General features: G+C 47.2%; 14 protein-coding genes. 3 read left to right on the top strand and 11 right to left on the bottom strand.

The window, feature by feature from the left end; genetic code table 11:
* Window positions 1–58 precede the first annotated feature (58 nt).
* A protein-coding gene (locus NYE58_RS08845; protein ID WP_143766079.1) for an IS3 family transposase occupies window positions 59–1,416 on the top strand; the annotation gives its coding sequence in 2 pieces (ribosomal slippage) (window positions 59–512 and window positions 512–1,416; 1,359 coding nt in all).
* 76 nt (window positions 1,417–1,492) lie between these two features.
* Here NYE58_RS08845 and NYE58_RS08840 read toward each other — a convergent pair.
* The 4 genes from NYE58_RS08840 to NYE58_RS08825 form a co-directional block, all read right to left on the bottom strand.
* Window positions 1,493–3,076, bottom strand: a complete 1,584-nt coding sequence (locus NYE58_RS08840; protein WP_036675653.1) for a response regulator transcription factor — start codon at window positions 3,074–3,076, stop codon at window positions 1,493–1,495.
* Window positions 3,076–4,797 carry a sensor histidine kinase gene (locus NYE58_RS08835; protein ID WP_341001570.1) on the bottom strand — a complete coding sequence of 574 codons (1,722 nt, stop codon included), beginning with the start codon at window positions 4,795–4,797 and terminating at the stop codon, window positions 3,076–3,078. Before NYE58_RS08835 ends, NYE58_RS08840 begins: the two co-directional genes overlap by 1 nt.
* Window positions 4,798–4,864: 67 nt before the next feature.
* Complete coding sequence (locus NYE58_RS08830; protein ID WP_341001569.1) at window positions 4,865–7,048, bottom strand: alginate lyase family protein; 2,184 nt, start codon at window positions 7,046–7,048, stop codon at window positions 4,865–4,867.
* Complete coding sequence (locus tag NYE58_RS08825; protein WP_076297613.1) at window positions 7,017–8,138, bottom strand: glycoside hydrolase family 88 protein; 1,122 nt, start codon at window positions 8,136–8,138, stop codon at window positions 7,017–7,019. The genes NYE58_RS08830 and NYE58_RS08825 overlap by 32 nt, the downstream gene beginning before the upstream one ends.
* A gap of 259 nt (window positions 8,139–8,397) precedes the next feature.
* Between NYE58_RS08825 and NYE58_RS08820 the strand changes: the two genes are divergently transcribed.
* A complete protein-coding gene (locus NYE58_RS08820) occupies window positions 8,398–9,660 on the top strand; it encodes a TraB/GumN family protein (RefSeq protein ID WP_038569486.1) in 1,263 nt (420 codons plus the stop codon).
* Between the two features lie 192 nt (window positions 9,661–9,852).
* Here the strand turns inward: NYE58_RS08820 and NYE58_RS08815 are convergent, their stop codons facing one another.
* Window positions 9,853–11,139, bottom strand: a complete 1,287-nt coding sequence (locus tag NYE58_RS08815) for a Gfo/Idh/MocA family oxidoreductase (RefSeq protein ID WP_076141355.1) — start codon at window positions 11,137–11,139, stop codon at window positions 9,853–9,855.
* Between the two features lie 147 nt (window positions 11,140–11,286).
* Here NYE58_RS08815 and NYE58_RS08810 point away from each other — a divergent pair, with 147 nt between their 5' ends.
* On the top strand, window positions 11,287–12,114 hold the full coding sequence (locus NYE58_RS08810; RefSeq protein WP_076147044.1) for a helix-turn-helix transcriptional regulator: 828 nt from the start codon (window positions 11,287–11,289) through the stop codon (window positions 12,112–12,114).
* Window positions 12,115–12,633: 519 nt separating this feature from the next.
* On the opposite strand, the gene NYE58_RS08805 is transcribed toward NYE58_RS08810, so the two are convergent.
* The 6 genes from NYE58_RS08805 to NYE58_RS08780 are packed head-to-tail and all read right to left on the bottom strand — an operon-like array spanning window position 12,634 to window position 22,813.
* Complete coding sequence (locus tag NYE58_RS08805) at window positions 12,634–14,853, bottom strand: glycoside hydrolase family 88/105 protein (RefSeq protein ID WP_176462569.1); 2,220 nt, start codon at window positions 14,851–14,853, stop codon at window positions 12,634–12,636.
* Between the two features lie 15 nt (window positions 14,854–14,868).
* The gene (locus tag NYE58_RS08800; protein ID WP_341001568.1) at window positions 14,869–16,140 is read right to left on the bottom strand and encodes a rhamnogalacturonan lyase family protein; all 1,272 of its coding nucleotides are present in this window, start codon (window positions 16,138–16,140) and stop codon (window positions 14,869–14,871) included.
* Window positions 16,141–16,167: 27 nt separating this feature from the next.
* A complete protein-coding gene (locus NYE58_RS08795) occupies window positions 16,168–16,977 on the bottom strand; it encodes a polysaccharide deacetylase family protein (RefSeq protein WP_094901728.1) in 810 nt (269 codons plus the stop codon).
* A gap of 21 nt (window positions 16,978–16,998) precedes the next feature.
* Window positions 16,999–17,706 (bottom strand): DUF1961 family protein, encoded by a 708-nt coding sequence (locus NYE58_RS08790; protein ID WP_341001567.1) that lies wholly within the window; start codon window positions 17,704–17,706, stop codon window positions 16,999–17,001.
* Between the two features lie 27 nt (window positions 17,707–17,733).
* Window positions 17,734–20,412 carry an exo-rhamnogalacturonan lyase family protein gene (locus NYE58_RS08785; RefSeq protein ID WP_341001566.1) on the bottom strand — a complete coding sequence of 893 codons (2,679 nt, stop codon included), beginning with the start codon at window positions 20,410–20,412 and terminating at the stop codon, window positions 17,734–17,736.
* Complete coding sequence (locus tag NYE58_RS08780) at window positions 20,399–22,813, bottom strand: helix-turn-helix domain-containing protein (protein ID WP_080742433.1); 2,415 nt, start codon at window positions 22,811–22,813, stop codon at window positions 20,399–20,401. Before NYE58_RS08780 ends, NYE58_RS08785 begins: the two co-directional genes overlap by 14 nt.
* Window positions 22,814–22,835 lie beyond the last annotated feature (22 nt).

Genomic DNA, 22,835 nt, shown 5'->3' with positions numbered 1-22,835 from the left:
GAGGTGAACTGCACCCCAATTGTTAGACACAACTAACATTTGGAGGTGCAGTTTTTTTATGACCAGGTACAGTACAGACGAAAAAATCCAAGCTATTATGCGTTATAAAAAGGGATCCGAGAGCTTGAAAACCATTGCAAAATCAATCGGGATTCACCATTCTGTCTTTTCAAACTGGATTAGTCAATATGAGCATCATGGTGAAGAAGCATTTAAAAAGGGCTATACATCATATCCAGCACAGATTAAACTAGACGTACTTAATTATATGAACGAATTCGGGACGTCTGTTAGAGAAACGGCTGCGATATTTAATATTGCGAGTCATAGTACCATTTTAAGCTGGCATAGAAGCTTAGAGTTACATGGAATGGACGCCCTACAACCAAAGAAGAAGGGGCGTCCATCCATGAAAAAAGAACCTAATAAACGAAAGATTCAAACGTTAAAAGAAGGGTCTGTTGAGGCATTACAAGCAGAGGTAGAGCGTTTGAGAATGGAAAATGCATATTTAAAAAAGTTGAATGCCTTAGTTCAAAACAAGGAAAAATCACCAAACAAGACAAAGCACGAGTAGTCTATGAACTAAGGAACGAATTTTCGGTGAAAGCACTCCTGCAGCTAGCAGATATCCCTCGTAGTACGTATTATTTCGTGGTGAAAACGTTTGGTATGCCCGATAGAGATAAGGAGCTAAAAGACGTTATTCAAGCGATTTACGAGGAGCATGAGGGTCGTTATGGTTATCGTCGTATTCGTGACGAGTTAGTGAATCGAGGACACCATGTGAATCATAAAAAGGTACAACGCTTGATGAAGGTATTGGGTTTAAAGTGTGTGGTACGTATGAAGAAATATCGTTCCTATAAAGGGACGATTGGCAAACTCGCACCGAACATATTAGAACGTAACTTCCACGCTGAGAATCCAAATGAGAAGTGGGTTACGGATATTACAGAGTTTAAATTATTTGGAGAAAAGTTGTACTTATCTCCAATTCTAGATCTATATAATGGTGAGATTATTACGTATACAATCGGTTCAAGGCCGGTCTACTCGCTTGTTTCAACGATGTTAGATCAAGCATTCCGACGATTAACTGATGAAGATAACCTCCTTATTCATTCTGACCAAGGCTGGCACTATCAGATGAAGCAGTATCGTCATGCCCTTGAAGAACGAGATATCAAGCAAAGTATGTCCCGTAAAGGTAATTGCTACGACAACGCCGTCATTGAGAACTTCTTTGGTATCATGAAATCTGAATTTCTATATTTAAAGGAATTCGAAAGTATCACACATTTCAAACAAGAGCTATCAAAATACATCGATTATTACAACAACAAGCGAATTAAGGCAAAACTAAAAGGCCTGAGTCCGGTACAGTACCGAACTCAAGCCCAACAAGTCGCTTAATTATATACCTGTCTAACTTTAAGGGGTCACTTCAGAGGGGCGGCGGGTCTGTTCATATCGTTGACAATTGTGCTTCTCAGCGTACCGAATGTTTGGATTTATATTCGCTTGGCGTAGTTCCTACATATTTTTTGAACACTTTTGAAAAATAGGTTCTGTCCGAATATCCCAGGCCGACGGCCAGCGACTCCAGGTTCTGGCTGGAGATTTTCAGCATTTTGGTAGCGACCTTCATCTTGTGCTGATGTACATAGTCCGTAAAGGTCAGGCCAGTCATGCGCTTGAAATAACGCGAAAAATAGCTTGGATCCAGAAACAGATAACGTGCCATATCAATTGAGGTGATATTATCGCCAAGATGCTGGTCGATATACTGCTGGATAAGCTGCAGCTTGGGCTCCTGCGGAGAAGCTCCTGTCACCTGCTGTTTGCTGCCTGTAATCTGTACAAGCTTTCTTTCCACCAGTTCCATCGTATCTTCAAGTGTGCGGGTCTGCACGAGATAGACGAACAGATCCTCATCGAACATCAGGCTCGTAAACATTAACTCGATGCCGCGGAGCATAAAGGATAAATCCCGGGCGAAATCGCCAGGATGAATAGACATAACTTTTGCAGTCCTAGCGATTTCCTGTAGAGTGCCACGGATGGCTTCAAGGTCTTTTTTTATCACGGCCCGTTCCATCTGCGGGATATAGCTGTCCAGAAATCCTTGGGGTGCAGGCTGGAAACGTGGAGAAGCGATTTGCAGAGTATCCAGAACCGTGTAATCCGCACTTGCATAGAACTCGCATTTGTCCTGAACAATCTGCCGATGGATCTGGCCAATCGCCTGTAGCTCCATTTTCTCTGTGACGGCAATAATGCCCGGTTGAATCTTTAAGAGATGGGAGCATTCGGAACACAGCCGCTGTAAATAATCGTGAAAATGAAGACTGGCATTCTGCGCGAGATTCACACGGTAATTATATAGAATCACAATATTCTTTTGCTCCAAGAAAGGCGTAATCCCTTCACATGTTTCGGACAGTTCCAAGGCTATATTGTAAATAGCATATAAAATAAGTGGATACTCACTCTGCTTGTATCGCTTGTCGAAACTGGAAAAATGAATACTAACCGTGCCCAGCATAAACCACGGATACGTCCAGGATATGCCGATTTGCGCCGCATAAGCCAGTGTGGTTTCGGGCGGAGCACCGCCAATCACCCTTTGCAGCAGGTTCTGCCGGAAGAGCTGGCTGTTGTAGCCTGTCTCCCCATGGCTGATCAACCCGATCTTCGACTTAAGCAAGTGTACGGACTTGGCAAGGCTTTTCTCCAGTTGCTCTTCTGTAAGCTGGTCCTTGATTAAATAATCATCTACTTTCAGCTTTACCGCCTGCTGAGCATAATGGAAATCCTCATGACAGGTCAGGAAAATAATTCTGACCTCCGGCTTCATGCGGGTGAAACAATCGGCTAGCTCAATCCCGTTCTTTTGCGGCAAACCAATATCCGTGATCACAATGTCAGGCTGCACTTCCTCAAACATTAATAACGCCTTGGCACTGGAATAGGTGCTGCCGACAATCTGCAAGCTATGTGCCTCCCAGTCAATCATCTGCTGAAGCACTTTGAGCATAGGAACATCATCGTCTATGAGCATCACTTTATACATCAATATCCCTCTCTCTCTGACAGATTAACCTGATGATTGCCTTGCGGCAAATACAGAGAAACGGACACCCCACCCTGCGGCAGATTATGCAGCGACAAGCGGGTATCCTGCCCATAGGTCAGCCTCAGCCTTTGAACTACGTTCATTAACCCGACCCTTTGATAAGCTTCATCCTGTTCACCGTCCTTATACAGTAACCTGCGGTTCAGTCCCGCCAGAACTTCAGCCCCTGCACCGCAGCCATTATCTTCAACTTCAATCATGATCCCATCAGGGACCGTTCGCGAGCGAACGACAATACGCGGTGCCGGGTGGTCAACCAATCCGTGGACGATTGCATTTTCTACAAGGGGCTGCAAAATCAGCTTAGGGACGATGAGCTTCTCTGTATCCTTTTCCAGATCGACCTCCAGTTCAAGAGGGATTTCATTACGGATCTTCATAATATCGATATAATGGCCAAGCAGTTTGCATTCTTCCCGCAAGGTGGCCGGTTCATTGACCTTCAAATAGGCCCGGAGCAGACTCATTAATGAATCGATGATCCCGCTATGCAGCTTATCTTTGGCCAAAATAAGGCTACATTTAATCGAATTCAACGTGTTGATCAAAAAGTGGGGGCGAATCTGCATAAACAGCGCCTCCAGCTCCATCACCCGCTTCTGTTCCTGCTCCAGCTCGATGTCGTGAATCAGTCCTTGCAGCTGGTCCAGCATAGTATTCAACGTCTGCCCCAGCTCAGCGATTTCATCCTTGCCCTTGACCTCCAGCCTGACATCAAGATTCCCCATCCCGAACTGGCGCACAACGCGCTGCAGCTTCATGATCGGACTATGCAATCTTTTGGCAATCAGCATGGAGGTAGCCGAAAAGACAATAAATAAGAGGAGTACCAAGCCAATGCCACTATAAAACGTCCGCGAGATCTGACCCGACCATTCTTTCTCCGAAGCTTCATAGATCAGCTGCCAATTAGATTTGTCGATAGCTCTGGCCGTACGAACGCTTCCTCTTGCTTCCTTGCCTTCTGGAGCCAGCTCTGAGTTCCCAGCAATCAAGCCTCCTCCAGAATCAAATAACGCAACCTTGCCAAATTCGACGGGTCCGAGCAATTTATTGAAATAGGATTCAGGAATTGAGATAAGCAGCACGGACACCTGCCGTTTCTCCCGGCTGTCATAGATAACTCTGGCAATATAATAGCTGCTGCTTTTACCAGAACCGCTGTCAGCCATCCCAAGCCATTGCAAGGTCTCCGGTTCGTGAATATTGACACGGCTCATCAGCTTGTCCAGGTTGGCATTGATCACGGATAAATTCTCAGTCCCAGAGGAGATCACAAAGTGTTTCCGGTTGACCAAATACATGCGGATATTATTATTCAACGGCTTAGAGTTGATGAGCGAAAACACATCTTGAATTTGCGTAAAATGTACGTAATCCTGATAGCTATTTAGCCGCTCAGTATCCGCAAATGACTTCAGATTAGCGCGGAAATTGGTATCGTTTACAATAAAATGGGAAGCGAACGTCACATCATCAATAGTTTTGTTTAATTCGTCAATCATAACGTTCAGGAAGTTATCGTTGCTGAGCTGCAGCTTCTCTACCATCGTATCCCGGATGAGCACGAAGGAAATGATCGATACTGCAATCAGAGGGATAAAAATCAGCAAAAGAAATGAAACCTGGATACGTCTATAGTAAGTGAATTTGAACATGTTTTCTCCGCGCCTCTCTCATGCTCTTTTCTTTTATTCTATCAGCCCGTTGTCCAGTATTCATACATTATCTGATTACCGTGACCTTCTTTTGACCGTCTGCAGAAACAATAAGCACTACTTCTCCAAAAATTTGTACGCCTTCCACTACATAGGAATCTAAGTGACTGGATGGAATCTCGTGGCTGATCACGATAATATGCTCCTCATTCCTTTCAGAGAAGCTAATGCGGCACGCCTCCGCCTGTGCAGCAGCCACCGGATCACCCGTATGGCGGTAAATCGGCACCTGTTCGACCAGCGGACAGAACAACTCACCCGCAGACTGCGGGTACAGCACCTGCATGATCGAGACCGTTCCTTTGCCCTTTCGGGAGTACACAGCATACTGATTGGGTTCCAGCAGATTATATTCGCGGGAGATTACCCCATCATCAACCCTGCACTGAAGACCATCAACATGAACAGGAAGGATACAAAGATTGGCTTCCCGCTCATTTTTTGTACGGCATATTAGCGTTCCATCTTCCATCTGAACCGTTCCGGGTGCAAAATGAAAATGCTGAGAAAATGTATACTCCTGCCGGGAACTGAAGCTGTCCACCAGAAACCAGTAAAAAGGCTTAATAAATAGGATCCGCCTTAACGGGTAGACCGGATCATCCCAATGACGGTAGCCGTCATGGCTGCCCTCTACATAATCAAAGTCCGGATGGCTGATCCATTGGCAGCCCGTTGGCTTCGCAATCTGAGAGAAGGACCATGTATCCGTGACTTCGGTAAATCCAATTCCGTCGACAGTGGTCGTATTATGGGCAGCGCTTTCTTTTAGCGCTTTTCTAAGTGGTGTATGATCACTATAGTTGTATCTGCCAAGATCGGTAAGCAGATCCCGCCCATAGGCATACAGATCGAAATGTAGCAGATCCGCGTGCCCATGTCCACCCCCAAGCGGTCCGCAGTGAAAATATAGGTACAAATCCTGCTCGTCCCAGCCCGTTCGCATCACATAATGGCCGGAATGTGCATAGGCGTGTGACAAGTTTGGTGGTAGCTCCGCAGTCAGCCGCTCGTAGCCCTCAACTCCATTTATCCCAAACAACCAGGCATTGTCATAATCCATTTGATCGTATCCGCCAAAGCGGAGTACAGCATCCTGAAATAACCAGCCCGCATAAGTCAAAAGCGAACGGATATCGCAGTCATCACTATCGCCAAGCATCGGCTGCCGGTGATTCGGCTTGGCCCAATATAATGAAGCGACAGCCATTTGCTGAACCTTTTGCTGAAATTCTTCCTGAAGCTCCAGTCCGTTCAATCGGGCTAAGCGGATGCAGTCGAGAAAACATACCAAAACCTCATGGTGATAGGTGGGCGATTGCTCCCAGTGGATGCCGTCCGCCATAATCTGAATTCGAGCTGTCTCTCCCAGTCTCTCCTTACTGAGCTGTCGCCAGTTTCTGGCGCTAGTGAACTCAGGGAAGTAGAGCGCAGTTTGGAACAAACCACAAGTCTCCAGCACCCCCCAGTTGCTGATCTTCTTCCAGCCCGTAAACGATAAAGCTAAATATTGGCCGTGTTCATACAGAGATACCATCACTTTGGCCAGCAGCGCCGGTGTGAGCAGTGGACTATCCTGTATATAGGACAACGCTTTGATCCAGTTAGCACAGCGAAGGCCCGTTTCAATTGTGCGCCATGTCAGCGTATCATTCGTAGGCTTGTCTGGAACGGGGTTACGGTCTATCCAATCTTCAAGCTGGCAGCAAACTGCTCTCGCATAATCCTCTTTACCTGTTATCGTATACGCTTGTCCTAATGCCACCCAGTAGCGGTGGCGATTCAGCATATAAGCCCATTCTACATCCTTGTCTGGAACATGACGCCAGTCAATTTCTTCCTCAAAGGTAACCGGAATGCGGCTGCGCTCCATATCCCAGGGAAAACGAAAGAGAAACGTCTGCTCCACAACTTCATCCGCTGTCTTCATTACAGCTTCCAGCTCGTCTGCACAATAGCGCTGCACATAGTCAATAAGCTGCTGCTTCCGGTTATCCTCTATCCGCCAGCCCGGCGTGCTCCGGCGGGTCAAATACCGATGCAATTCAGTCAGCGCATCGTCCTGCCGCGCTTGGCTAAGTGCATTCTTCACCAGAGCTAAAGCGGGCAACTCAAGGTCGAGCAGCGCAAAGACGGCATAGGGGGAGATTTGTCGGCCATCAGCGTTCATACCAGTACCCCTTGTTGCCATTTTGCAGCCGCATCAATGCTTCGAGATAGAAATAATCTCCCCAGATCATGAAGTCATCTGGAGACAGATCGCCGCGCACATGGTAAGAACCATGCTTCAGCAGCCCCTCCGCCTCTTCACCGAACGTGGAATAGTTCTGTACAAGCGAAGTCATAGACTGCACTAATCCCTGCTGAAAATAAGCCCGTTCGGGATCCTCCCCATCCATTAGCTCCAGCAGTTCCTGTAGTCCAGCTGCTACTATTGCTGAGGCCGAGCTATCCCGGTAAGTATCCGGAGACACCGGAGCATTAAAATCCCAGTAAGCGACATGATCCTGTGGCAAATGCTCCAGAAAATAGCGGCCCATCCGCTTGGACGTTTCCAAAAACAACGGATCTTTGGTATAGCGGTATGATAACGCAAAACCGTAAACGCCCCAAGCCTGCCCGCGCGTCCAGGTCGATCCGTTAGTAAAACCCTGGTGTGTAGCGCCGCCAATCGGCTCTCCGGTCTTCGGGTCGAAGAAAAACGTATGGTAAGAGCTGTCATCTCCCCGTACCAGATACCGTCTCGTTTTCTCCGCCTGCATGACCGCGACCTCCCGGTATACGGAATCACCGGTCTGTTGTTCGGCCCAATACAAAAGGGGAAGATTTAACAGACAATCAATAATGATGCGCCCGCCTTCCTGAGCATCCCCCTCCGGTCCCCATGCCTGAATATAACCGCCAGCTGTACGCCAGCGCTTCAGCAGCAGGTCTGCCGCCTGCAATGTCAGTTGACGCGCTGATTCGTCTTTATCTATAATCCACTGGGCTTTAGAGGATAACGAATACAGGAAGCCAATGTCGTGATGATCAAGCACGGTCTTTGCCGCGAAACGGCGGCGGAAATCTTCTACGGTATGGGATGCCGCAATACGGAAGCTGTCATCCCGCGTATATTCATAACACAACCACAACATGCCGCTCCAAAATCCGTTAGTCCAGTCGTCGTTGTTATTGAGCTGATAAGTTCCATTCCTGCTGACATGAGGGAAACTGCCCCCGAACCGGTCTATGTTCTTACGTACCTTCTCTATCGCATCTTCAATCGCACTGCTCCACATAAGTTCCTTGCTCCCTTCAGGCTCTTCGTTTCTTACGTTTCATGATAAGGAGAGTGAACAGGATCTAATAGGGGCGATTTTTGCTTTGATGTGCATTATTTTGACTTTTGAATGACGTGAAGTACTGTAAGTTTACTTTCCAATCATAGGCATCAAATCAATATAGTAACAAAAGGTATAACTGTTTATGGGAAAATACGTTAAAATCAGAGAGTGACTTACATCTTTCATTCTTTTTTAGAAACGGAGTGTCCTATTAATGAAAAAGCTAGGTGCATTATTTTTATCCATTTTCATGGTTATGTCTGTCTTTACCACTGCGCATGCTGCTGAAAAGCCTGTCGGTGTATGGATTGATGGAACCGAAATAAAGTTAGGCGATTCTAACCCTGTTGTAGAAAAAGGAACGACCCTAGTTCCTATGCGTCCTCTGCTAGAGAAGCTTAATGTAAATATTAATTGGAATAAAAAAACCCAAACCGTAACAGGGACCAAAAATGGACTGGCCCTCTCACTGACCATTGGCAGCACAACTGCAACGGTAAATGGGGAGAAGAAAAAACTAGAGGTGGCTCCTAAGACCATCAACAATGTCACCTATGTTCCTGTCCGCTTTATAGGAGAAACGATCAGCTATAAAGTGGAGTGGAGTCCAGCGCTGCGCACCATCACTTTTGTGGCCAATACTCAAGCTGCAGGAAGCACCGGATTCTTATGGAAAGTGGAGAACAAAGGCAACACCGTTTATCTGCTTGGTTCTATCCATGTGGCTAACGACAAAATGTACCCGCTGCGTCCGGAGATTGAAGCTGCTTTTGAAGCCTCGCAATATTTAGGTGTCGAAGTAGATATCTCTAAGATTGATCAAGCTGAGATCCAAAAGTTTATTTTGGAAAAAGGCTCCTATACAGATGGGACCAAGCTCAAGGATCATGTATCCGCAGATACCTATAACAAAGTGACTCAACTGCTAAAAGCAAATGGTCTGGCGGAAAATGCATTCGATTCCTTCAAACCGTGGGTCGTTACCCAAGGTGTCTCAAGTCTACAGATGCAAGTTACAAGTTATACGGCGGATACCGGCATTGATTTATATTTTTTACAAAAAGCAGGCAAGCTGAACAAACCTATTATTGAGCTGGAAAACACACAATTGCAGCTGAATATGTTCGACCAGTTCTCAGATGGATTGCAAGAAAAGCTTCTTGTCGACACACTCGGCAGCCTCAATCAAACGGACAATACTTCCGCAGCAGCTTCACTGGATGCACTATCCCAAATGTGGATGCAAGGTGATGAGCAGTCGCTCGTAGCGATGACAAAAGCGGTCGCGCAAGAGCCAGAGTATTATAAGGGCCTGGTTTCGGATCGTAACGTCAACATGGTGAAGCATGTAAAAGAATATTTGAATAGTGATAAAAAAGCGACTTACCTTGTCGTCGTTGGTGCGCTGCATATGCTCGGCGACGATGGTATCGTGACCCAATTGCAAAAAGATGGCTTTAACGTCGTCAAACAATAATTGTTTTAGCTAAAATAAACAAGGCTGCCTCTTAGTCATCTACGATGACTAAGAGACAGCCTTGTATTTTACTTTTTTTAGATCAATCTAAAAGTAGAAGTTGGCTTAACGTGCGGACAGAGCGGAGGGTCCTCCGGGATTCTGGAGAAACGCACCCTCCGAACCCCAAGCCGCTTGTTCATAAACGGGCTACTACAATTTTATTAACTGATCTACCTTAACTGGAAGTCCAGTAGCTATCGAACGATTTGCCGCAATCCCGGTCATAATAGACAACGCCCCGTCCACATGGGAAGCCGCACGATTAAAGCGATCCTCTAGCGGACGTTCAAAAATATCACGCAGCATCACAGGATCTCCGCCCCCGTGCCCCCCAACTCCTTCTTCAATCTCCACTTCATAAGGTGCTGCGAAATGAGGGAAAACCGTGATCCGCTTGTCTTTTAACGCCCCTTCATCTTCCTTGTTTCCTCCGGCATTTACATAAGACTGTTCGACGACCTTTACTTCCATCCGCCCCTTCGTTCCATTAAATACTACAATGAAGCCCTCCCAAGGCAGATAAGCATTAAGTGAATAATTCATAATCGTCTTATTTTTGTATTTGACCATAACCGCCATCGTATCCTCAATGCTGATATTATCACCGAACACACTTTGATCACGCAGGTAACCATCCTCATGCTCCGTATCCAGATACATCTGCTTTAACTGCTCGTTGTCTTTAAGATGCAGGGCAAACGGATCATTTTCTGCCGCGCTACTTCCATGAGCACGCTGATAAAACTCAGTCACCCCGCGCTTCTCCGCGTTTTCTCTGCCATAAAATCTTAGATCGCCCATCGCATAAATCGTATCCGGGCGCGAACCCAGCCAGAAATTCATCAAATCGAAATGATGTGTGGATTTATGAACCAAGAGACCTCCGCTGTTCCGTTTATCACGGTGCCATCTGCGGAAGTAATCCGCCCCATGCTGCGTATTCAGCAGCCACTCGAAGTTGACGGAAAGCACTTCTCCAATCGCGCCGTCCATAATGAGTTCACGGATTTTGGTGTTGTGTGGTGCATAGCGGTAATTGAAGGTCACACGCAGCTTTTTCCCAGTCCGCTCAATCGCTTCAAGAATTTCCTGACATTTCTCTTCATCCACTGTCATCGGTTTCTCCGAAATAACATCGCAGCCAAGCTCCATCGCCCGGATAATGTAACGATGATGCGTGCGGTCAATACTCGTGACAATAACCGTGTCAGGTTTGGTTTCCTCAATCATACGGTCAAACTCATGAGCTTTATAGGTAGGAACCGCTTGATATTTATATTTTTCCTCCAGCAAACGGTTCGCATAATCCATTCTTGCTCCATTCACATCACAAAAGCCTACAATCTCAGAGGTTTCACGATAATTCGTAGTGATCTCACCATAAAAAAACTCCGCTCGGCCGCCGGTTCCTACGAAAGCATATTTCTTGTTGGACATCAGGATCACTCCATCACTTATTAATTTAAAAGCGTTTTCTTCTTATAGTGTATAGTATAAAATATATCTTAATCTAAGCGATTCTTAGCAGAAAGAACAAAAACTTTGCATATATTATCTTCATTATCAGAAAGGAGCAGATTTAGCATGGAACAGGAGCCTCAGCCTCCTTTTATGATTGAGCAAATAAAAAGAGCCGGTCCATTCAGCATGGATTCCGACCATTATCACGATACTTACGAAATTTATTATTTACTCGCCGGGGAACGCAGTTATTACATTAACAATCTGATCTACACCTTGCGTAAAGGTGATCTGATTTTTATTAACAAGAACGAGCTCCATCGTACCACCTCTAAAGGCTCTGCAAGCCATGAACGGATCTTAATTAACTTTGAGGAAAGCTTTCTGCAAAAGACATTGGCGCACTTCGAGCTGCATTTTCCATTTATGGCTACACAAAGCTTGCTTTTGCGGCCCGGAGTACATGAACAGGGGGCCATTGAATATCTACTTTTCAGCATGCTAAAAGAACAAACAGAACCACGGACACAGCAAATCCCCTATCTTCAGACGCTGCTCATCCAACTATTTATTGAAATGAACAGAATACAGGAAATAAGCCGTGAGCCCATTGCCCCTGAGAGCAGTGAGAAGCAGCTAAAAGTCTACGAAATTATCGATTTTTTACAAGTACATTATGCTGAAAAGCTTACATTAGAGCGGCTATCTGAAACTTTTTTCATCAGCAGCACCTATCTCTGCCGTGTGTTCAAGCAAACGACTGGCTTCACTATCGTAGAATATCTAAACTACATTCGGATCAAGGAAGCCCAACGTCTCTTGCAGAGCACCAACGCTAAAGTTACGAACATCGCCGAGGATACCGGCTTTGACAGCATCGCCCACTTCGGGCGTGTGTTTAAGCAAATCGTTAAATGTTCGCCTTTGCAATATCGCAAGCAAAACCGCTGATCCACAGCTAGAAATCACAACCGATTCTCTATGTAGCCGCTCCGTCGATCAAAAGCACCTTATGTGAACTGCCATGGGCATACGGGGGCATCCGGAGCATTGAGGCAATAACAATACCCCGTCCCTAGATTACCTTTTCGCGCGAACAAAGTTCATGAGGCTATCGGACCCAGTGGACCTTATTCGCAGCATAATCGCTATTTTGGGATTTTATCGGACCCCATAGTCGCTATTGGTATAAAAAGCTACCTATATTGAGCGTTTCCGAAGGAATAACGTCACTGGAGTCCGAACCCCTGCCGAATAAGCAATAAATCTGCAAATAACGTCATCTGGGTCCGCATAACTTTGTCTCGCAGGAGTAATCGGCGGTTTCGGGGGGGCCGGGGGGTTTCGGGGTTTCGGGGGTTTAGGTAGCACTGTAACGCATAACAAGAGCAGCGATCCCCACTAATGGAATATCGCTGCTCCGCTGTCATTTTGTGATTAATACGGTCGTCTCATTCCTCATCATGCCATTCATTTTGCTTCGTTATGTGATTTCATTTCCAAATCTCGTACAAGCCTGTGAACCTCAATTCCGGCCAGCAGCACGATGCCAATCCCATGTGTATCGTTTAATTGCCAGGTCAATTCATCTTTATAATACAGTTTGTTAAACGAATAACCCGAACCGCGGCAGACACCGTAAACATTGCCTTGTTTGTCAATACAATGACGGGTTAAGCCGCTCCAGCCGTGGAGTGCAGAGGTTACGTATGACTCCGGTTCCAGCAGCCAACCGCAACGGACGCCTCTAGCAAAAGCATAAATAAACATAGAGGTACAAGAAGCCTCCGCGTAAGACTCAGGATCCGTCAACACTTGATGCCATAAGCCATGCTCATCTTGCAGCTTAAGATAGCCTTTACTAAGCTCACGGAAATAATCAAGTAAATCAGCCCGCAACGGATGTTGCTCAGGCATAACTTCAAGCAGCTCAGTCAGCGAGAAAATCACCCAACCATTACCTCTGCCCCAAGGCACGCCATTGGGTTTATTAAACTTATAATCATATACATGATGCATAATGCCAAGCTCCGGCTGGAACAGCCGCTCCTTGTAATGTAAAAACTGCGCCGCCGCATCATCAAGATAAGCCGCATTTCCGGTCAATTTATAATATTTGCTTAGAAAAGGCGTGCTCATATACAGATCATCACACCACATCGTCTGCTGCATGAAATCAACTGTGCCACTGGTCCGATACAGAGCTCCGTCAGGCAGCCTGCTCTGCACTTTAGTAATGTAATTGGCAATTTCAGCAGCAGCTTCCGGTGCGCCCTGTAGTGGACGAAGCTTATTTGCTTCCAGCATCGTTGCCCCGAAGGATCCGCAGTCGTCCAGCGAATCCATCAGCGCCAGCTGATGATTGATGCCCGGAGCGCCATAACGTTCAAGGTCCCATAAGGCATATTCGTGCAGCCCTGTACATTGCTCAATATGGTGTTGTGCATATTCGGCATAATGGGGGGCCTTAAGCTCTACTCCTGTTCTCAGCAATCCGTACAGGGTTACGCCTAGAGGGTAATTCCAGCGCCCAAACATAACACTCTCCAAATAAGGCCTAACCCAGCTATTCGGTTGGTCCACCCGCCAAAAGGTTACTTCATCCGCTTCCCCAAATAAAGTATCCATAGATGTCAGTTCTAAGACTTTCGGCGCTGTCCCCGAGGTGAATAGTCCAAGGTACAGCCAAGGATCAGTTAATCCTTCAACTGAATAAGGTTGCACGAGACTACTCTGAACACCACCAGACCGTACGTCCAGTTCAAATCCCCAATTCCCCTCTCCGCAGACGGACTCCACGACGAGATCATGTAGTCCATAACCAAGCTCCAGTTGGATATCCAGCGTGCCGTTCACGTTCTGGTGCTCAGCTACAAGTTTCCCATTCACATAGATAGAGATTTCAGCCATTCCACGATAGCTACCTTGCAGGCGTATGTCATCTTTCTGTAGGCTCTTAACTTCCAGCTTACACCAAGCAAACGCCTTGGCTCCTAGTAATTCCCCAAATATACGTGAACAGTTGCCAGTTGCCTGTTCCTGTGGCGACCATTGCGGCGTCGGAAACCAAGCGCAGCGAGCTGTCATCTGCTCTTCAGTGAAATCAGCTTCCAGCCAAGCTGCCCAAGACGTCTGTTGGGGTCCACTATAAATCCAACCTTCACAACCGCTTAACTGCGCCGTTGGAGTAAGAAAGTGTACCGGTGCACCTTTGACGCTGCCCGTTCCAAAAACCCCTCCGCAACCTGTACCTGTTGCTACATACTCCAGCACAAGATGGTTCCAGCCTTTATCCATGCCCGCCCGAAAAAACGTCCTCCGGTCCGGAAACACATCATCATTTAGATTGGAGCTAAACACCAGACGTCCATTTATGTAAACCTTAACTGGACTGTAGCAACTAACTGAGAAAGGGGCTTCTACCTCATTGTCACTCCACAGCTTTCCCCATACATATACGAATTGTCCTGCCTCTAGCTCCGGCAGTCGTTCTTCCAGATTCATATCGTAACGGCAGTCGCGGAGCCGTTTGAAACCACTCTGTGAATGTACCCGGTAAACCGGAGGCTGCGGGGGATAGGCACCGATAAAACGGCTGGCCACAGCGGCCAGTACATTTTCGATTTTGCCCCCATTATATTTGGCAATACAATCAGGATCAGGAAAGTATTCTGGAATATAAGTACTCACTAAACGTATCCTCCTTCACACAGTTATTTCTCCACCGGGATACAGCGTCGAGCTGTACAATCTTTTAGGCTGAGGTAACGATTTCTCAGAGGCACAGGTACTAATATCTATCCACTCGCTTGAATATACCGTTGCTGACTCATCATTATAAATTACAACCTGTTCCCTGCCACATCCCAGAAGATCGCCATGAACGGCATAACCTTCCTCCTTGAATTCAGCTACAACCCTCATATGTCCATCGTACAAAGCAGGATATATCCCGCCTCCCCGGCGGTACGCGAGAATATAATCCGGAGAACCCACTTGCCAGTTACTAACGGCTTCAACGATAGTCAGCCAACCGTCGGTTGTACGTTCTTCTTTCCACAGTTCCTTGCCATTACAGTCTAAAAGGAACAACGCATCCTTACCTTTTAGCCCTTTGCCGTCATCTTCGCGGATCATTCGGTCCAGCCCGGCAACCTGAAGGCCAGGCAGTTCAGGCCGGAATCGGCCTAACGCCAAATGCTGTGACTCGATGGAGCCGTCATAACGCCAAAGCTCTTGTCCGTCCCGGTCATACATCACCGTTACGCTTCCACCGACAACCAGTTCAGGATAACCATCTCCATTCACATCGCCAACCCAAATACAGTCCGCGTGGTCATCCAGATCGTGGCAGCTCCATAATAAATTACCTTTAGAATCAAGCAGATCATAACCTGCCATCACTTGATCCTGTCCATTTCCATGAAGATCGTGAACCCACGGATAATGTCCTACATTGCCTGTATGCGTCCATAATAAATTGAAATCCTTATCCAAGGCCCACAGTTGATGATAACGGTCCTTCAGAATGATGTCGGAAGCATGTTCTTGCCCTGTTAGATTGGCAATGATAATACAATCATGTGCATGTTCAGCAGGTAAGTCGTATATGGACTTAACCGTTCCTGTTGAACCTTCAAAAATATGAAAACGTCCATCCATTACACATAATACTTCCAGCGACCCATCACCATCTATATCATAAACTTGCGCTGGATAGTCCGAGCCTTGGCTGCCAGCGTCAGGATCGGGTGTGCCCACCTGCCACAGCAGCTTGCCATCCATATCAAAAGCGGTCAGGCATTGCACCTGATGGGGAATATAACGAACATCCTGGCGATTATCCGGCTGGACCAGCAGCATTTCTGCACGTCCATCCCCATTCAGATCGCCAATAAGCATTTTACAGCGTGGACCAGCAGCGGAAATATCTACTTTTGCCAGCTGATAGACTGATTGTGTGTCCTTCGTTCTCATTAGAATCCTCCTGTCTTCTCTCTTCGATTAAATCTCAGGGAAACGGACGGTTTGTCCGCCTGCTACTTCTATAATCACACCGTCGATTTCCAGCCAGACAGATACCGCTCCCGGATTATATACAAAATCCCGAGCAGCGGAGAAAATAAGGGCTTCACAAGCCTTCATATAATGAACGAGTTCAATATTTGTCGCGTACCAGATTTCCTCTAGTCCTCCCACTGCTTCACAGAAGCTTTCCATCAACTCCCAGTTATTATCGTTATCAAATTCATAACTATGGCCCCACACATACATCAGATATAAATACTGCCGTTTATGCAGCTTCACGAACTGCTCCGCATGCTCCAGCAAATGATCATTATGATGGCAAGTCCCCCGCCATTCCAGCCAATCCTCCGGCAGCCCAAAGCCGCCGCCAGTGGTCTGTACCACACGGGCATATTCCATGCCTAAATGAGGCAAAAGCTTCTTTATCTCCTTGTTAAAGGAACCGTTAGGATAAGACATTCCCCGTATCGGCACCTGGAGCAGCGTCTCAAAATATTTTCGATCCTCCATAATCTCATGGATGATTTGCTCCTGCGGACAACGGGCCATCGTCGGATGGTGTTGCGTATGGACAGATACTTCATGTCCCTGGTACAGCTCAGTTATTTCATCTGCCGTAATACGATCACCTTTACCCAGCAGGCCAGAATTGAGATGAAATGTTCCTCTAATCCCATGGCGGTTAAATAGTTCAACCAATCTTTCGTCAGCCCGTCTGCCGTCATCATAGCTCATCGTAAGCGCCTTATGTCTGCCCTCAGGGTAACAATAATATATAATAGACATCAATCTGAAGCCTCCCTCGCATTACTGTCCAAAAACCGTCAGATTCGAGTATTCAGCAATCAGGGGTGCCATCTGTCGGAACCCAATTTTCCCGCCTGTCAGTAGCGGCCCATAGGTTTCACCATCATCTATCCATGTAAAAATCGGCAGTTCATTGATTGCAAAAGACAGCATAGGACCACGCTTCACCACTAACATCCGGTAGGGCTCAGTCATGTCGCTTACGTCCGGAAGCGGATCGGCTGCCTGCGTAACCAGATGAAAACCATAACTTTTGCGCAAATTACAGGTATGAAATTCACGTTCTTCCACCCAACGCCTGCGAAAATACGAGATATGATACGTGTCTATCTGCCCGTGATGGTATTGATCATATTCACCCGTACGACGAGCAAGCGTGGAATCAAATAAATCCTTCCCACCCTCTCCTTTGGCCGCGATAAACAATATCGCCAATCCCGGCTCACACAATGGGCGGAAATTCCAAGATACCGCGAGGTCTGCCGGGAACTCCTCTGGACACCAGAGAACGACATTTGCTTGTTGTCCGGCCTCGGCATGGATAGTACTCTCTAATCTCATTCGTTGCAAAGGGAAGGAAACCGCTCCTTCTCCCTCCATCTGGAATCCAGCGATATCACTAGTTGAAGCGAGGGGATTATGGTAGATTGGTTTCCATGCTTCAGGGATCAAACCACCTATACCCGTGTGCTGCATCGGCCTAGCCATAAATCATTCCTCCCCACAATGAAGCCTTTAATTCGCGCGTTCCGGTAAAGCACTACCGATTAATTCCAAGGCAATGATCGTATTTAAAGACCACTGCGAGGCTTCATTTGTATTCATCCAATCGATCTCATTTAACTCAGCCATATAAGTGACCCGATCAGCTTCCTCCTGTAGATTCACACAACCAAATGGATTCTCCAGCAAAATCGTCCAACACCGCTCTGCCGTCGCCGGATCCTTGCGGTAATATGCTCCATATGCAGCAATGGCTACGCTGAGCACAGGATGCTCAAAACGGAGTTTTCCTGAAATCAACCCTCCTGTAAATGCGTCCTTCTCTTCTTGTGGCAAATTATAAAATACGCCGAACTCAGCCAGCATATCTTCCCAGTCCGGGTCCTCCAGCATTGCCGCCAGCTCGAACCACACCTGCGGACCTCCCATACTAATCGCTAGATGACGCCCCCAGTTATCGTCGCCCATTCCCGACAATAGGCCAGTTGCCGGATCATACCCATATGTGGGACCAGATAAAAGCCGTAAATTTGCCCTTTTGATGCAATTCATGCCTGTTATAATCTTGTCACGATAAGCGGTATCCTCGAACCGCTCCCAGCGGGTCATCCAATTAGAGCTAAAGGCCGCCCAGTCCGGACCCACCCTAACATGAGTGGGGAATTCATCCTTCGGAAAATACGCCCGCATCGGGTCCAGAGTAACTGTTGAATAATCAGCATCCTTTACACTGTCCATAATATCGCCGACCCGCTCGTCTCCGGTCAGATAATAATAGTAGCGATGCAGACCCGCCATAGCGATACGAGCCTCTTTGCAGCCGCAGCCCCAGTGGATGACATTATGCCGCGAGCCTAGTCCGGCGTATTCGCCAAAATGATATACATCTACCTCACTCGTATGCCTGGTCATAGCTTCGGCCATTCGGAACACATCCGCTCTCCCGGACCGGAGAAACGTTACCCACAACCACATATTTGGCACCAGCTCGGAATTCTGCCAGGCACAGCCACCGAGATCATAGTTCCATACATGTCTGACCGGATCGTAGCTGTGCATGAAATCTCCGTAGTCCCAAAAACCGTACCATTTGCGCTGCTCGATCTCTTCCTTGTAAAAGGAGATGATCCCGTCCAGCCGCTCTTCCAGATACACCTTGGCTGGCGTGCTCCGATCAGGCAAACTCCAGAAACCAAAAGCACCCGCTTCATGATAATAAGTTGGTTCACAAACCAGCAATGAAGGTTCTTCAGCTTCTGCCTGCATCCGCTGCAACAATTCAGGCCCGGGAGTCTGCGCCGTACACCAGAATGTTAGCTCGCTAGTATTAGCGATACCAAATGGAGTGGCCCGTAATTCTTCTGCACCTTCATACGAGGATTCCACATGTGTTTTTGTATCATAATGCCGCAAGTCCATAGCTGCCGCATCAGGTGACCAGAACCAGACAGTAAGAGCTGCCGCGTCTGTGGCAGTGGAACCAATCTCCATTCCTGCCGGATGCTTACGCCAGAAATTCTTCATCCCGACGGCTAGCCCTCCACCCTCTGCTCCAACATAACCAAGCCCACCTGCCCGGCGGCCTTCTGCTGCCTTGATCCAAGCGCACCCATCCTCTGTCCGCTTCCAGATCCCATAATGCTCGGAAGAATCTTGAACCAGCCGAAAGCTGCCCCAAGTCGCGGAGTCATCCAATAAACTAAGGAAATAGGCATCCTCTTCTGGATCAAATTTCACAGCACATCCTGCTACCTGATCGACGAATAAATCACGGTACTTACCTTTGGTTCGCCGTGTATGCAACGTCTTAGGAGACTCGCTAAACAAGCCGCTATCTCCGGCAAAACGAACATGGCGGTTGTAAAGCGGTCCATGCAGCGGCACTGTGAATTCTATTCCTAATCCTTTAATAAAATCCTGCTGTGGATTACCGTCATAATGAAACGTATGAACTAATCGAATAGACTCCAGCCCAGCATAAAAATATAAACGTAACGTATAGGGAAGCCACTCACGAGCATTGTGTGAAGCTTGGTGAAGTCCCTCTAGCTTCACCACTGCGCGAACAGGTCCGTCCTGTTCAAGGATGGCACTTAACGTTCGTCCTGTGAATCGCTCCTCACGTATGCTCAGGGTGCCAGCCCCCTCATCTCTCTGTTCACGTATACATACAAGCTCTCCATTACTGCATACTTCGGTTCCTTCCGTGTCCGCCGGATTTCTGCGCACAATACTGCGGATAAGACCCTTCCCCTGCTTGTTAACCGTGCAAATAATAACACCTGTATCTATAATGAAAGCTTCCTCTGTTTCCTGCACAGTTAGTCGCTCAGTCATTTCCGTAGCTGGAGCCGCTTGATTTATTGTCATTGTCGCTAAGGAATCCTGCTGAATATCCGAATTTTTGTTTACTGCCGAGTGCGTGGACCATTTGATGCTCCCGTCAGGCCAAAAAGCTGCCGGCCAGCTTTGCAGCGGCACAAGCTTTTCGTTCTTCGGCATACTTAAGCAGAGATTCTTTAACGATTCCCTGTTGAGCGCTCCTTTTTTCCAAGGAACCCCCCAGGTAACACCCACATCAATAGCGGGCTTTTTTAGCCAATGCAGGCTAATCGGCAGAGCCGTAGGCACAACAACCATCTCCTTTATACCTTCTTCGCCGCACGTCCTCTTACTTTTAAAGAGCTTCATTATTATGGCTTAGCTCTCTATAGCGGCTTGGGGTTATTCCCTCTTGTTTCTTAAAAATCCGGTTAAAATAGCTATGCTGATAACCCACCTGTTCAGCTACATCGTTAATTCGCAGCGAGGTATCACGCAGCAGCTCCTTGGCTTTATCAAGCCGCAATTCGGTCAGATAATCAATGAAATTTTTCCCGGTGACCCGTTTGAATGATTTACTCAGTAAAAATGGGCTGATCCCTGTATAATCCGCACATCCATCCAGCGAAATATTATCCATATAATGCTCATTGATATACATCATGGCATGCTCAATCGTCCGTTTGATTCCGGCATCAGAACGCTCGCTCAGCTCCGTCAGATACGGTGCGACTACCTTTTCCTGAAACCAGGCAAGGATAAGCTTCGGCTCATGAATTTGCGACAGTGCCGCGTACAGATTAGCCCCTTTGAACAGTTGGTTTGGATGAATGCCTGAGACCATAATGGCGTGCTGAATACTGCCTAACAAATGAAGCATGCCCTGCTGCACATCAATCACTTTTGCCCCATTGGCACACAGTGCCTCCAGAAATTCCTCCAACAGCCGGTAAGCCTCTTCCGCTTCTCCTGTGCGCAGGGCCTGAATCATTCCGCGCTCCAAAGTGAACGAATATTGCGGTTCAGGCGTACTTTGCCCCTCACGATCCAGTAGCTCCATATTAATAATCTGGTTCTCACCACCAAACTGGCGATAACTAGCGGCTTGCTTCGCAGCCTCGAACGCTAGCGGAATACCGGATATCCTTCCAACCGGTGCACTAAACGCCACTGTTACCCTCATTTTTAACATGCGATTAATCGTTCCTGTCAGTTCTTCGCTAAAGGCTTGCACCGCTTCCAGCGATGGATTCGCAACGGGTTCGATAAGAAGTAATCCTGCCGTGAGATCATGGAAATTGATAATATCAGCCTGCTTAAAGTGCTCGGCAGACAATTCTCCGATAATATTGACGGCGGCGAATGATACAAGACTTTCATCACCGTTGCGGAACTTCCCCTCCTGGCTGGAGATGCCTGTAAGCTGAATATAAAGAATAATATAATGACAATCCTCTACTTCCCACTTAAAACGCCGCATCCGGCTTTGCAGATCCTGCTCAGAATAAGAATATAAATACCCCTGAAACAGCTGATGCAGGAAGCTTTCCTTCACATGTGGAAGTTGCTCGGAAAGAGTGTACTTCAGGGCATGGCTCTCCCCGTGCAAGTTCTGCCAATGTCGTTCAATCAGAATGAACTCATCCTCCCTACTCGCAGCCGCCGCTTGGTCAGGCAACAAAGTCTGCAGCAAACGTCCTATCGGTGAATAGATTTTGCGGGAAGCAAACCAAGACAGAATCGCCGCCAGCAGCAAAGCACTGAAGCTAACTAAAAATATCAGTCTTGAAATGAAGACGACAGGTGAAGTTATGCTGGTTATCGGTGAAGCGGACACATAGAGCCAATCTGCGGAGAGTCGGGAAAACTCACCATAAGTCACTGCATATGTAGCCTTACCCCAGTCGAAGAGAAAAGAGGACTCAAGATTTGACTCATGGTTCGCGCCCCGTTCCACAATCTCATTATGCAATGCGGTAAGTAAGGGAGAATCCTCGGCACTGTCTCCAGCAGATACGTACAAATCCCCCGTCGTCTGCAGCAAAAATGTCTCGCCGCTATTATAAGGTGTCATAGTTCGTAGCATCGCAGCTACTTTCTCCGTATCCATGCGGAGCAAAAGAGCCCCGAAGGGCTTCAAGCTTCCGCCCGGAATATGATGGACAAGCGTTAATTCTTTGACATTTGGTTTATTGGGATCGAATGCCCACTGCGTCCAATAGGTGCTTTGTTCAGTATCAATCAATTTGTCATATTGACCCGATACCGCGCTGGAGTCAATCGTGCCATATTCGGGATTAAATAGTAATGGATGATCTCCTGATAGATAGAGTTCAACGTTACTCGTCATCGTGTTTGAGCCCTGCATCACTACGAGTGTCTTCGTAATATCCCAAGCCCGCTCATGATCCTGAATAAAATCAAGGCCATTCAAGCTGTAATCAAACTTGGGATCAAAGGCCCAATGTGCCAGCATCAGCTCCAGATTGGACAGTTGATCATCAATATTAGCCGCCCGCTGTTCAATCTGCCTGTTATGCATCTGCAGCAGCTCGCTCTCCAGGCGTCCCCCTGCCATCCAGTAGACAAGCGCACCAATAATAAACCCCGGAATGGATGACACCACCAGCATAATGATCAGATTTTTACGATAATATCGGCCCTTACAGCCTGACCAGCCTTTTGTATAACGCTTCCATTTCGCCACATTTCTCATCACTATGCTCTCACCAGCCGAATCAGATAAATTTGAAGTGCAATCGAACCACATTCGTTTTGCTCCTCAGATCCTT

It is taken from the genome of Paenibacillus sp. FSL L8-0708 (genome assembly GCF_038009325.1).
Lineage (GTDB): Bacteria > Bacillota > Bacilli > Paenibacillales > Paenibacillaceae > Paenibacillus_AQ > Paenibacillus_AQ odorifer.
The sequence above is the reverse complement of the archived record's forward strand: the minus strand, read 5'-3'. Positions and strand labels throughout refer to the sequence as shown.